The 13,370-nt window shown below is 73.4% G+C and carries 9 protein-coding genes; 6 read left to right on the forward strand and 3 right to left on the reverse strand.

All coding sequences use genetic code 11. The features are described from left to right. Nucleotides 1-96 precede the first annotated feature (96 nt). Nucleotides 97-3,600 carry an FHA domain-containing protein gene (locus tag J7I97_RS19625; RefSeq protein WP_214936638.1) on the reverse strand — a complete coding sequence of 1,168 codons (3,504 nt, stop codon included), beginning with the start codon at nt 3,598-3,600 and terminating at the stop codon, nt 97-99. A gap of 465 nt (nt 3,601-4,065) precedes the next feature. On the opposite strand from J7I97_RS19625, the gene J7I97_RS19630 reads away from it, so the two are divergent. Together J7I97_RS19630 and J7I97_RS19635 are read left to right on the forward strand one after the other, a co-directional pair. Beyond that, nucleotides 4,066-5,811 (forward strand): serine/threonine-protein kinase, encoded by a 1,746-nt coding sequence (locus J7I97_RS19630; protein ID WP_214936640.1) that lies wholly within the window; start codon nt 4,066-4,068, stop codon nt 5,809-5,811. A gap of 159 nt (nt 5,812-5,970) precedes the next feature. Then, nucleotides 5,971-7,275, forward strand: coding sequence for a serine/threonine-protein kinase (locus J7I97_RS19635; RefSeq protein ID WP_214936642.1), 1,305 nt, complete (start codon nt 5,971-5,973; stop codon nt 7,273-7,275). Nucleotides 7,276-7,475: 200 nt separating this feature from the next. Here J7I97_RS19635 and J7I97_RS19640 read toward each other — a convergent pair whose 3' ends face one another. Then, the gene (locus tag J7I97_RS19640; RefSeq protein ID WP_214936644.1) at nt 7,476-8,477 is read right to left on the reverse strand and encodes an isopenicillin N synthase family oxygenase; all 1,002 of its coding nucleotides are present in this window, start codon (nt 8,475-8,477) and stop codon (nt 7,476-7,478) included. Nucleotides 8,478-8,801: 324 nt separating this feature from the next. Between J7I97_RS19640 and prfB the strand changes: the two genes are divergently transcribed. Then, nucleotides 8,802-9,911: a peptide chain release factor 2 gene (gene prfB / locus J7I97_RS19645; RefSeq protein ID WP_214936646.1), complete on the forward strand. Its 1,110-nt coding sequence runs from the start codon at nt 8,802-8,804 to the stop codon at nt 9,909-9,911. A gap of 121 nt (nt 9,912-10,032) precedes the next feature. On the opposite strand, the gene J7I97_RS19650 is transcribed toward prfB, so the two are convergent. Next, on the reverse strand, nt 10,033-10,227 hold the full coding sequence (locus J7I97_RS19650) for a hypothetical protein (RefSeq protein ID WP_214936648.1): 195 nt from the start codon (nt 10,225-10,227) through the stop codon (nt 10,033-10,035). Nucleotides 10,228-10,460: 233 nt separating this feature from the next. Here J7I97_RS19650 and ftsE point away from each other — a divergent pair, with 233 nt between their 5' ends. The 3 genes from ftsE to J7I97_RS19665 all read left to right on the forward strand — a co-directional run bounded on the left by ftsE (nt 10,461) and on the right by J7I97_RS19665 (nt 13,361). Further along, a complete protein-coding gene (ftsE, locus tag J7I97_RS19655; RefSeq protein ID WP_030161344.1) occupies nt 10,461-11,150 on the forward strand; it encodes a cell division ATP-binding protein FtsE in 690 nt (229 codons plus the stop codon). 17 nt (nt 11,151-11,167) lie between these two features. Beyond that, nucleotides 11,168-12,091 (forward strand): permease-like cell division protein FtsX, encoded by a 924-nt coding sequence (gene ftsX / locus J7I97_RS19660; protein WP_214936650.1) that lies wholly within the window; start codon nt 11,168-11,170, stop codon nt 12,089-12,091. Between the two features lie 67 nt (nt 12,092-12,158). Beyond that, on the forward strand, nt 12,159-13,361 hold the full coding sequence (locus tag J7I97_RS19665; protein WP_214936652.1) for a S41 family peptidase: 1,203 nt from the start codon (nt 12,159-12,161) through the stop codon (nt 13,359-13,361). The last annotated feature ends 9 nt before the right edge of the window (nt 13,362-13,370 follow it).

Raw genomic sequence — 13,370 nt, forward strand, 5'->3', positions numbered from 1 at the left:
TGCTGCTCGTGGTGTGTCCCGTGCCACAAGGTCTACGCCGAGCCGGGCACCCCCGCAATACCGCCTCCCGGCATACGGGGGTGGGCAGCGGCTTGATCAGGGAGCCGGCGGGAACAGCACGGGTATCGCCGCGACCAGGTGCGAGGCCCGGTCCAGGGCGCTGGCCAGCAGCGCGAGGTCGGTCGGGCCATTGCCCAGCTCGCGCACCGGACGGCGGGCCGGCGGATCACCCATCCGCTCCCACTCCACCGGGACCACGGTCGGCCGCTGGGTCGCGGTGCGCGGGATCCGGCCGGTGACCCGGCCGCCCTGGAACGGGACCGTGGTGCCGTCGGCGTACCGGAGCCGGCCGCGGCCGGGACTCGGCCGGTCGGGTGCGTCGAGCTCGACCCGCAGGGCGCTCAGCCGGGCCAGTTCGGTGTCGTCCGTACGGTCCGGCCGGGCGCTGGTGGCCACCAGGTGCACGCCGAGCCGGGCACCCTCGCGCGCCACCGCCTCCAGCATGCGGACCACCGAACCGGCGGCGGGGCGGCCCGTACTGCCGAGCCCCGGCGCGACCAGCGCGTCGAAATCGTCGACCAGTACCACCAGGCGGGGCAACGGGCTGGGTCCCGCCGCCGGGTCGACGCGGACGGAGGCGGCGCGCAGCCGGAGGGTGCCGGTGCGCTGGGGGTCGAGATCGCCGCGCTGCTCGCCGGGGCTGGGCCGGCGGGGCGAGACCATCCGGTCGGTGACCTCGCGGCGGGCGTGCCACTCGGCGAACGGGACGCCGTCCAGCAGCTCGTGGCGGCGTTTGAGCTCGGCGCCGAGGGCCTGCGCGAACTCCCGCATGCGGACGGGGTCGGAGGCGACGAGGTGGGCGGAGACGTGCGGGAGCTCGGTGCAGGGCAGCAGCCCGTCGCCGCGCTCGCCGCCGGCGCCGTCGAGGAGTACGAGGCCCAGCCGGTCGGGGCGGGCGGCGGCGGCCAGCGAGGCGGCCACCGAACGCAGCAGCTCGGTCCGGCCGCTCCCGGCGGGGCCCTCGATGAGCAGGTGCGGGCCGTCGGCGACGAGTTCGGCCCCGACGGGTCCGCGCCGCCCGGCGCCGAGCACGACCTCGGCGCGGCCGCCGACGTCCTGCCCCTGGTCGGTGGCGGCGGCCCAGCGGGCCATCAGGGACGCCGGGGTGGCCCGGGCCAGGCCCAACTCGTCGAGCAGCCGGGAGGTTTGGGGGAGGGTGGCGGCCGCGGGCCGGTAGCCCCCGGCGCCGGGGGAGTCGGCCTTGTCGGCCTTCAGCGGGGCCAGCGCCCGGGCGAACCGTTCGGCCCACGCCGCCGAGACGGCGTCGGCGATGGCCGTCTCGCCGGGCGGGACCGGCCTGCCGGCGGTGACCGCGAAGGTCCGTACCGCCGTGGCCACATCACCGCTGAGCAGGGCGACCGCACCGCAGTCCCGGAAGGCGGGATTGTTCGCGCAGGCCGTCTCGTACGTCTCGGCGACCGGCGAGGCGGGGGTGGCGGCCGGGGCCTCCGCGAGCGCGAGCACGTGGATCCCGGCGGCGGGGCCGTGGGAGGCGATCCGGCCAGTGATGTCGCGCAGGGCCCCGGTGCCGGGATCCCCGTCGAGGACGAGGAGGGTGTACGGCCCCTCGTACGCGTCGGCGGCCTGCCGGACGGCGAGGGCGTCGGCGGCGGCCCAATTGCCGCCGAGAGGAGTGTCGTCGAGCCGTCGGGTCAGCTCACCGGTGCGGGCGGCCGCCTGGTCGCGGTCGTACGCGAGCAGCAGCCGGCAGTCCTGTCCGTGCGCGGGGCGTACGTGGGGCAGCCAGCCGAGCCAGCCCCAGTCGCGACGCCGGTCGGCGAGGCCGCGGGACCGGTCGGTGGAGACGAGCACGATCTCCAGCCGGGCGGGGGAGTGCAGGGCGGCGAGCTGGGCGATGACGGAGCGGGCCACACCGGTGAGCCTGGCCCGCGGCCCGGCGATGCCGAGCGCGCCGGCCTCGCGCAGCGCGACCCGGCTTCCGGCGCCGAGCCCGACGTCGAGCGCCCCGGGCGCGCGGGACCACAACCGCCCGGTCGGCCCGAGCGCGGTGAGGAGCAGCGCGGCGGGATCGTCGGCGTCGGGCACGACGGCAGGGTCCGCCTCGACCACGACCTCAACCTCGGCGACCTCCTCCCCCCGCACCCACTTCCGCGCCCACGCCCCAATCCCCCGCCGCCGCCCACCGCCGGGCACACCCCCGGCCCGCTCGCCCCACCCAGAGCCCACCCCGCCACCAACGCCGGCCCCGAGCCCGCGCCCGTCGCTTGAGGGCGCGCCTGCGCCGGGGCCTGCCCCGCGGGGCCGCTCCCCGCCGTGGCCTCCGGCCGCTGAGCTGGGCGTACCGCCCCAGTCGGCCCCGGGTGCGGGTGTCCCGGGGTGGTGCCCCGAGGCCGCGCCGGAGGCGCCGGGTGCCGGGTCGGGCCGGCCTGCGCCGGAGGCGCCGGGGCGGGGGGTTTCGGGGCGCAGCCCCGGGACGGGGTCGGGGGCGGAGCCCCCGTTTCGGGAAGGGGCGGGGTGGGGGAACAGCCCCTGCGGGCCGGAGCCCCCGCCGTACTGGGCATCCGCACCGGAGACACCGTCCGGGCCCGAGCCGGTCTGACCCGCGCCGGAGGCGTCACGGCGCAGCCCTGCGCCGGGGCCGTCCGACCCGGCCCAGCCGGAGCCGGTACCAACGCCCGTCCCGGGACGGGAGCCGATGTCCGCCCCGGAACCGGCGTCCGGACCCGTCCCGGAACCGGAGTCGGAGTCGGAGTCGTGGCCGGGGCCGGAGCCAATGCCCACCCCGGAACGGGAGCCAACGCCCGTCCCGGAACCGGTGTTCGGACCCGTCCCGGAGTTGGAGCCAGAGCCAGAGCCGGAGCCGAAGCCGAAGCCGGAGCCGGAGCCGGAGCCGGAGCCGGAGCTGGAGTTGGAGCCGAAGCCGGAGCTCGGCCCCGTCGGGATCGACAGGTGGCCCTCATGGTCAGGGGTGACCGGAAGGGCGGTGGGGGCCGCGGCGGCGAGCCGGAGGGTGGATTCGCCGACCCGCAGCAGCGCCCCCGGCGGCAACGGCACCGCCCGCACCCCCACCACCGCCCCGTCCAGCGTCGTCCCGTTCGTCGAGTTCAGGTCGGCGACCGCCACACGCCCGTCCGCCATCACCGTCACCGCACAGTGCAGCCGCGACACATCCGGATCGTCCAGCGGTACATCGGCGTCCGCGGACCGCCCGATCCGCACCGCCCCCGGATGCAGCAGATGCACCCCGCCCGCGTCCGGCCCCGCCACCACGTGCAGTTGCGGAGCACCCAGGCTCTCCTCCGGCAGGACATCCGGCACCGGCCCGTGCACCGCCAGCACCGCCCCGTCCACCAGCGGCGGCTCCCCCAGTACCCGCCGCTGGAGGTCCAGCCGCTCCGCACCGGCGTACAGCACCACCGTGCCCCCGGTGTCGGGCCCGGCGACGGCCGCCGCGAGCCCGGAGGCCACCGCGGCGAGCGCCGTACCGGGGGGCGCTGTGACGAGCACGTCACAGCTCGCGGGCGCGGTCGCGGCCTGGTGGCCGCTGCGCGACCCGAGGACGGTCAGCCGGATCTGCATCGCCGTCAGCGGTCCCTTCTGCGCGGTGCGCGGTGCGTGCGCCGGCAGGGGAACGGCAGGGCATGGCTGCCCGATCACCCCCCACCCGGCACGGCGCGTCGTCCGGTCAGGTCTGCCGGAAGGAGGGGCTCCCGTCCCCGCCGTTCCGTACGGGTGCATCCTCGCACCTGTCGCCGACAACGCGCCCGGCACCTGCCGATAATTGATCTTGATCGGTCGCGGCCCGGTGCGCTCACCGAACAAATACGGACACCAAGCCGAGGGAACGGTGGAAAATGGCCTCGGCATACGCCGCAAACATCACTCTTCGTACATATGTACGGCAACCAACCCTCGGTGCCCGGCGTCTTCCCCAGGGACACCCCCTAGAGTGGGCCGGAAAATAGACCCGTCGGGACCGTCCGAACCACCACCGACGACGACCGACGACGAACGACAGACAACGACAGCAGGGGAGCGCGAGACGTGCGGCCAGTCGGCAGCAAGTACCTGCTCGAGGAGCCGCTCGGCCGCGGCGCCACGGGCACTGTCTGGCGTGCCCGCCAGAGGGAGACCGCCGGCGCGGAGGCGGCCGTCGCCGGGCAGCCCGGCGAGACCGTGGCCATCAAGGTCCTGAAGGAGGAGCTGGCCCAGGACGCGGACATCGTCATGCGCTTCCTGCGCGAGCGCTCCGTCCTGCTGCGCCTGACCCACCCCAACATCGTGCGCACCCGCGACCTCGTCGTCGAGGGCGACCTCCTCGCGCTCGTCATGGACCTGATCGACGGCCCGGACCTGCACAAGTACATCCGGCAGAACGGCCCCTTCACGCCGGTCGCGGCGAGCCTGCTGACCGCCCAGATCGCGGACGCGCTCGCCGCCAGCCACGCCGACGGCGTGGTCCACCGCGACCTGAAGCCCGCCAACGTGCTGCTCGACGAGCGCGGCGGCCAGATGAAGCCGATGCTCACCGACTTCGGCATCGCGCGCCTCGCCGACTCCCCGGGCCTGACCCGCACCCACGAGTTCGTGGGCACCCCGGCCTACGTCGCGCCCGAGTCCGCCGAAGGCCGCCCGCAGACCTCTGCCGTCGACATCTACGGCGCCGGCATCCTCCTCTACGAACTGGTCACCGGCCGCCCCCCGTTCGCCGGTGGCACCGCGCTCGAAGTGCTCCACCGCCACCTCAGCGAGGACCCGCAGCGGCCCTCCACCCTGCCCGAGCCGGTGTGGACCGTCATCGAGCGCTGCCTGCGCAAGGAGCCGGGCGAGCGCCCGAGCGCGGAGAGCCTGGCCCGCGGGCTGCGCGTGGTCGCCTCCGGCATCGGCGTGCACTCCTCGCCGGCCGAGGTGGAGGCCGCCCTCGGCGTCGGCGGGCTGCTCGCCCCCGACCCCTCGCCGGCGCTGGTCCCCGAGACCCCGGGGGCGGCCGGCGCGACCCGGACGCCCGGCGGACACCAGGGCACCCCGATGGGTGCCTACGACCCGAACGCCATGACCAGCGTGATGCCGCCGGTCGGCGCCGCCGACGCCACCTCGGTGCTGCCCAGCACCGGAGCTCCGGCCGCGGACCCGACCTCGGTGATGCCCCCGGTGCAGCAGCCGGACCAGCCGCACCCGTGGCAGTCGCAGATGCAGGCGGCCCGGGACCGCAACGAGCAGACGCAGATCCAGTACCTCGACCCCAGCGAGGACCCCCTGCGCCGCCGCCCGCAGCGCCAGGCGCCCCCGCCGCCGCAGCAGCAGCCGTACCGCCAGGGCCCGCCGCCGCAGCAGTACCAGCAGCAGCCCCCGCAGTACCAGCAGCCGCCGCAGCAGCAGTACGCGCCGCCGCCTCCGCCGCCGCAGCACTACCAGCAACAGCAGCGCCAGCCTCAGCAGTACCAGCAGCCGCAGCAGCCCCAGCAGCCCCAGTACCGCCAGGCGCCCCCGCCGCAGCAGCAGCCCCCGCAAGGCCCGCCGCCGCAGCAGCGCGCCCCGCGGGAGCCCCTCGAGCCGCGCCGCCGCAGCGCCAACCCGGTGCGCATCCCGGGCCTGGGCTGCCTCAAGGGATGCCTGGTCATGATCCTGGTGTTCTTCGTGGCGGGCTGGCTGGTCTGGGAGCTGACCCCGCTCCAGGAATGGGTCGGCACCGGCAAGGGCTGGTGGGACCAGGTGTGGACGTGGGGCTCGGACGCCGTCGACTGGATCAGCACGGTCGGAGACTCCGCGGAGAGCATCTCCAACCCGTGACCGCGCCCCTGTAGCGCTGAGTTCGTGGATTTGTCGACTTCTGGGACGTGATTTCGCCCGCAGAAGTGAAGGTCGCCGCGAATCGTGCCCCCTGCTGGCCTCCAAGGCCCACGCGGCCGCGTAGCTTTGGTGCGTACGCCAGCCGCTGAGGGAGCAGTCGTGGCACGGAAGATCGGCAGCCGGTACACCGCGCACCAGATCCTGGGGCGCGGCAGCGCGGGCACGGTGTGGCTGGGCGAGGGGCCGGACGGGCCCGTCGCCGTCAAACTGCTGCGCGAGGACCTCGCGTCCGACCAGGAGCTGGTCGGGCGGTTCGTCCAGGAGCGCAGCGCGCTGCTCGGCCTGGAACACCCGCACGTGGTCTCCGTCCGCGACCTCGTCGTCGACGGCAACGACCTCGCCCTCGTCATGGCCCTCGTCCGGGGTACGGACCTCCGTACGCGCCTCGACCGCGAGCGGCGGCTCGCCCCCGAGGCGGCCGTGGCGATCGTCGCGGACGTGGCGGACGCGCTGGCGGCGGCGCACGCGGCGGGCGTGGTGCACCGCGACGTCAAGCCGGAGAACGTCCTGCTGGACATGCAGGGCCCGCTCGGCCCGGGCGGCGCGCACCCGGCGCTGCTGACCGACTTCGGCGTGGCCAAGCTGATCGACTCCCCGCGGCGGACCTCCGGGACCGGCGGCGGCGTCGGTGGTGGTGGCGTTGGTGGCGGCGGGCGGGCCATGGCCCCGCCGACGCGGATCATCGGCACGCCGGACTATCTGGCGCCGGAGATCGTGGAGGGGCTGCCTCCGCGGGCGGCGGTGGACATATACGCGCTGGCCACGGTGCTGTACGAGCTGCTGGCCGGGTTCACGCCGTTCGGCGGCGGGCACCCGGGGGCGGTGCTGCGGCGGCATGTGACGGAAACGGTCGTTCCGCTGCCGGGGATCCCGGACGAGCTGTGGCAGCTGATGGTCCAGTGCCTGGCCAAGGCCCCGGCCTCGCGGCTGCGGGCGTCGGAGCTGTCCGCGCGGCTGCGGGACCTGCTGCCGCTGCTGGTCGGGATGCCGCCGCTGGATGTGGACGAGCCGGACGATCTCGAACCGGATCCCTCGGATCGCCCGGAGGAGGCGCCCGCGGCCACCGATCCGGTGCGGCGGCGGGGGGTGGTTCCGCTGGTGCCGGGGTCTGCGACGGACTCCAACCGGGACACCCATACGTCGATGCGGGTGCCGGGGCCGGACGAGCTGGCCGGGGGTGCGCTGGGTACGGCCCGCGTCCCGCGCCCCTCGGGCGGGCACCGGCCGGGCTCCGCCCGGCACCGGGCGGACACGGTCCGCAAGCGGAGGCTGATGCTTTCGGCGTCGGCGGTGCTGCTGGCTGCTGCGCTGGGCGTGGGCGGCTGGCTCGCCGCCTCCGGCGACCCGGCCACCCCACCGCCCCCGGACGGCAAACACACCGCCCCCCTCACCCCCCGGCCCTAGCCGCCGCCGCCCCGCTGCGCGGAGCCCTGCCCGGTCCTCGAACGCCTGGACGGCTGAAGCCCCTGGGGCTTCGCCCCAGACCCCGCGCCTCAAACGCCGGCGAGGCTGGGTGGTGCGGCGGGGGTCCGGGGACTCTGACCCGGGAAACGGAGAAAGGGCGGGGCGGGGAGGGGAAGGCCCGCGGAGCGGGGCCCGGAGGGCTAGGCCTCGACCAGTTCCGGGTGCCAGCGCCGCGCAACGGCCGGGTGCGCCCGAACCCACCCCTTCAGCTCGTTACGCCCGTACTCCGCATGGAGGGGGTTCGACGCGTCGTGGGCGATACCGGGCGCCGACCGCAGGTACTCACCCGGGACCGTGTCCACCACCGCGTCCAGCCGCGGGTTGTAGAAGAACGGCACCGAATACCGCTCCACCGCCCCCGGCGGGCTCACCACCCGGTGGTCCGTGGCCGTCAGGTAGCCCTCCGTCGCGATCTCCAGCAGCTCGCCCAGGTTGACGACGAACGCCCCCGCCATCGGCGGCACGTCCAGGTACTCCCCGTCCCGGACCACCTGGAGGCCGCCCACCGAGTCCTGGAGCAGCAGGGTCAGGAAGCCGTAGTCCTTGTGGGCCCCCACCCCCTGGTCGGCTCCCGACGGCGCGGATCCCGGGTAGCGGATCAGCTTCGTGTGCAGGTGGGGCCGGTCCGCGAAGGCCGCGTCGAAGAAGTCCGCCGGGGCGCCGATCGAGGTCAGGAGCTCCTGGAGCAGCCGGTGCGCCACCGCGGCCAGCCGCGCCTGCCACTCCAGCACCGCCGTCCGCAGCTCCGGCAGCGCCGCCGGCCACTGGTTCGGTCCCTCCAGCCACAGGTACGCCGGATCCCCCGGCCCCAGCGCCGGCGCCGGCCGCTCGGCGCCGACGTCCAGCTGGTCCCGCCAGTCGGAGGCCCCGCCCGTCAGCTCATGGCCGATCCTGGTGTAGCCGCGGAAGTGCGGGGAGTTCAGATTGCTCACGGCCAGCCGGTCGGTCTCCGGCAGTGCGAAGAAAGCCCTGGTCAGCTCCAGGATGCGGGCGGTCTCCGCATCGGTGACCCCGTGCCCGGTGAGGTGCAGGAAGCCGGTGTCCCTCGCTGCCGCGTGCAGCTTCTTCAGGAAGTCGCCCCGCTGGGCGGGGTCGTCGGCTTGGGCGAGGTCAAGGACAGGGAGGGTGTGCGCGGACGGCATGACGGCTCCGTTTCGGGATGTCACGGGGTCCTGTTCCCGGGGATGTCGGGGCAGCGGATGGAGGGGGCCGCCGGCAGGGATGTCGCCGGGGCCGCGGGACCGCGTACAGGACCAAGTCGGATCGGTGTGGATCAGGCTTGGGGAAAGTCCGGCGGCGGACAGCTCGTCGTGGTGACACGCATGTGGTCCACATGGCGGCGCTTCACGAGGAGAACAGTCATACGGTGAGCGTACGCCCGTACCCCCGCCCGCCAGAACGGGTTGATACAGGCGCGATCGAGCCTGGCCGGACAGGGCCGTCCGATGACCGGCTACGCTGGACCCGTGGCAGTCGTCGATGTTTCCGAAGAGCTGAAGTCCCTCTCCTCGACCATGGGGTCGATCGAGGCCGTCCTGGACCTCGACAAGCTGAGGGCAGATATCGCCGTGCTCGAGGAGCAGGCCGCCGCGCCGTCCCTGTGGGACGACCCGGAAGCCGCCCAGAAGATCACGAGCAAGCTTTCGCACCTCCAGGCCGAGGTCCGCAAGACCGAGACCCTGCGCGGGCGCATCGACGACCTTTCGGTGTTGTTCGAGCTCGCCCAGGAGATGGACGACGCGGACACCCTCGCCGAGGCGGAGACCGAGCTGGTCTCCGTACGCAAGGCGCTGGACGAGATGGAAGTCCGGACCCTCCTCTCCGGCGAGTACGCCGAGCGCGAGGCCCTGGTCAACATCCGCGCCGAGGCCGGCGGCGTCGACGCCTCCGACTTCGCCGAGCGCCTCCAGCGCATGTACCTGCGCTGGGCCGAGCGCCACGGCTACTCCACCGAGATCTACGAGACCTCGTACGCGGAAGAGGCCGGCATCAAGTCGACCACCTTCGTCGTCAAGGCCCCGTACGCCTACGGCACGCTCTCGGTCGAGCAGGGCACCCACCGCCTCGTGCGCATCTCGCCCTTCGACAACCAGGGCCGCCGCCAGACTTCCTTCGCGGGTGTCGAAGTGCTGCCGGTCGTCGAGTCCAGCGACCACGTCGAGATCGACGAGGGCGAACTGCGCATCGACGTGTACCGCGCCTCCGGCCCCGGCGGCCAGGGCGTCAACACGACCGACTCGGCGGTGCGCATCACGCACATCCCGACCGGCATCGTGGTCTCCTGCCAGAACGAGCGCTCGCAGATCCAGAACAAGGCCAGCGCCATGAACGTCCTCCAGGCCAAGCTGCTGGAGCGGCGCCGCCAGGAGGAGCAGGCCAAGATGGACGCCCTCAAGGACGGCGGCAGCTCCTGGGGCAACCAGATGCGGTCCTACGTCCTGCACCCGTACCAGATGGTCAAGGACCTGCGGACGGAGTTCGAGGTCGGCAACCCGCAGGCGGTGCTCGACGGCGAGATCGACGGCTTCCTGGAGGCGGGCATCCGCTGGCGCAAGCAGCAGGAGCAGACCGCGTAACACCCCACGCACACGTGAAGGGCCCGGACACCACATGGTGGTGTCCGGGCCCTCACGCGTTGTCGTCCAGTCAGGCGGGCCCAAGCGGGCCTACGCGGCTCCAGGCAGGCCTAGGCGAGGCCTAGGCGGTCTGCTGGGCCACCAGTGCCAGCGCTGCCACCAGCACCACCAGAAGCACGATGAGCGCCATGGGGTTCAGGCCTGCGAAGGGGCTGCTCTCCTGCTGGAGGCGCTCCCGGTTCGCCCGGCACACCGGGCAGCGGCCCTGGCTGACGGGCGCGGCGCAGTTCGCGCACACGAGCCGGTCATACGTCATGCGCTCCTCCTCTCGTTCCCCTGGTACTCCTGGTATAACGGCGCGGGGAACCAGACCGTTCCCCCTACCACTGTGCCAGCTCTCACGACATTCGGCGCGGCCCGTCCGGGCAATCGCGATACTGCCCCTCCGTGACCAGGGGATATATCGGGCAACTCCGGACGCCGGGTCCCCACCGCCCGCCCGTTCGCGTAGGGTCACGCACACCTACCCCCGGCGACCGTGGTGCACCCGTGATCCGATTCGACAACGTCTCCAAGTCCTACCCGAAGCAGAACCGTCCCGCACTCAGAGATGTCTCCCTGGACATCGCGAAGGGCGAGTTCGTCTTCCTGGTCGGCTCCTCCGGCTCCGGCAAGTCCACCTTCCTGCGGCTGGTCCTGCGCGAGGAGCGGGCGAGCCACGGCCAGGTGCACGTCCTGGGCAAGGACCTCGCCAAGCTCTCCAACTGGAAGGTCCCGCAGATGCGGCGCCAGCTGGGGACCGTGTTCCAGGACTTCCGCCTGCTGCCCAACAAGACGGTGGCCGAGAACGTGGCCTTCGCCCAAGAGGTCATCGGCAAGCCGAGGGGCGAGATCCGCAAGGCCGTCCCGCAGGTCCTCGAACTGGTGGGCCTGGGCGGCAAGGAGGACCGGATGCCGGGCGAGCTCTCCGGCGGTGAGCAGCAGCGCGTCGCCATCGCCCGCGCCTTCGTCAACCGCCCCGCCTTGCTGATCGCGGACGAGCCCACCGGCAACCTCGACCCGCAGACCTCCGTCGGAATCATGAAGCTGCTGGACCGGATCAACCGGACCGGTACCACCGTGATCATGGCGACGCACGACCAGCAGATCGTGGACCAGATGCGCAAGCGCGTCATCGAACTCGAACAGGGCCGTCTCGTCCGCGACCAGTCGCGCGGCGTCTACGGCTACCAGCACTGAAAGGCCCCTGAGACGCCATGCGCGCCCAGTTCGTCATGTCGGAGATCGGGGTCGGTCTCCGTCGCAATCTGACCATGACCTTCGCGGTCATCATCTCCGTGGCCCTGTCGCTGGCCCTGTTCGGTGGCTCCCTGCTCATGCGCGACCAGGTGAGCAAGATGAAGGGCTACTGGTACGACAAGGTCAACGTCTCGATCTACCTCTGCAACAAGAACGACGCCGAGGGGACCGGCGGCGCCTCCTGCTCCAAGGGTGCGGTGACCCCGGAGCAGAAGCAGGCCCTGCAGACCGAGCTCAAGGGCATGGAACTCGTCGAGGCCGTCACGTACGAGTCCGCCGACGAGGCCTACAAGCACTACAAGGAGCAGTTCGGCCACACCGCGCTGGCCGCTTCGATCACCCCGGACCAGATGCAGGAATCCTTCCGGGTGAAGCTCAAGCAGCCCGAGAAGTACAAGGTGATCACCACCTCGTTCGCGGGCCGCGACGGGGTCCAGTCGGTCGCCGACCAGAGCACCGTCCTGGACAACCTCTTCCGGCTGCTGGGCTATCTCAACTGGGCTGCCCTCGGCATCATGTTGATCATGCTGGTGGTGGCGCTGCTGCTGATCGTCAACACGGTGCGCGTCTCGGCCTTCAGCCGGCGGCGCGAGACCGGGATCATGCGGCTCGTGGGCGCCTCCAGCTTCTACATCCAGGTGCCGTTCATCATGGAGGCCGCGTTCGCCGGCCTCATCGGCGCCGTCTTCGCCTGCGGAATGCTGGGCGCAGGCCAGTACTTCGTGATCGACCACGGTGCCTCGCTGCGCGAGAAGATGGAGTTGATCAACTTCATCGGCTGGGACTCCGTCCTCACCAAGCTGCCGCTGGTGCTGGTCATCGGGGTGCTGATGCCCTCGCTCGCGGCCTTCGTCGCCTTGCGCAAGTACCTGAAGGTGTGACAAGCGCCCCGTGCGCGGTCCGGCCAACCACCGGTACCGCTGCGGGGCTTGTCCTAGACTCGACGCCATGCCGGGTCCACCCGCCTCCTCTCTCCGGCCCCGCGACCTGCGTCGCGGGGCCGTCTTGACGTTGGCCTTCCTCGCGGCCCTCGGCACCGCCGCGAGCGCGGGCTGCTGGGACCGCGCGGACGCCACGGACGCCGCCGGGTTACCAGCGGCAAGCAGTACGAGTGCCCCCGCCGTCCCCGCGCCCGCACCGCCCCGCGAGGCCGGCACCGCCGACCGGGAGGCCGTGGCCCGCGCCGCCGCCGATGCCGTCGCCGAGGGCAAGTCCGGCAAGAAGGCCGCCCAGGAGGTGGTCAGCCGCAGCGGAGACCGTTGGGGCGTCGTCTACGACCAGGGCGAGTACGCCGCCTTCACCGAGGACCTCGACGGCCGCTGGACCGGCGTCGGGCTCTGGACCGAGCGCCTGCGGGACGGCCGCATCGAGATCGACCGGGTCCAGCCCGGCAGCCCCGCCGCCCGGGCCGGCCTGACCGCCGGGGACCGGCTGCTGAGTGTCGACGGCCACCGCGTCACGGGGCTGGCCGTGGCCGAGGTGGTGGCCCTGCTGCGCGGCGAGGCCGGCACCCGGGTCGTACTGAGCCTCAGCCGGGACGGCGTCACCCTCACCGAGACCGTCCGCCGCGAACAGCTGCGCTCCGAGCCCGTGACCGTACGGCTGCTCCCGGGCGGGATCACCGTCATCAAGGTCGCCTCCTTCACCCGCGGCTCGGGCGAACGCGTTCAGGAAGCCGTGCGGGCGGCCCCCCCCGGCGCCGGCGTGATGCTGGACCTGCGCGGCAACCCGGGCGGGCTGGTCACCGAGGCGGTGAAGGCCGCCTCCGCCTTCCTGGACGGCGGCCTGGTGGCCACGTACGACGTACGGGGAACCGAGCACGCCCTGTACGCGCCCCGGGGCGGGGACACGGTCAGGCCGCTGGTCGCGCTGGTCGACGGCGGCACGATGAGCGCGGCCGAGCTGGTCGCGGGCGCCCTCCAGGACCGCGGCCGCGCGGTGACGGTCGGGACGCGGACCTTCGGCAAGGGCTCGGTGCAGATGCCGACGCAGCTCCCGGACGGCTCGGTGGCCGAGCTGACGGTGGGCACGTACCGCACTCCGGCGGGCCGCAGCCTGGACGGCGGCGGCATCAGCCCGGACCTGGCGGCCGACGAAGGGGCCGAGGAGCGGGCCCGTACGGTATTGGGTGGCCTCGGGGTGGGTCCGTAGTGCGAAAAT

Source organism: Streptomyces sp. ISL-87 (genome assembly GCF_018614095.1).
GTDB lineage: Bacteria > Actinomycetota > Actinomycetes > Streptomycetales > Streptomycetaceae > Streptomyces.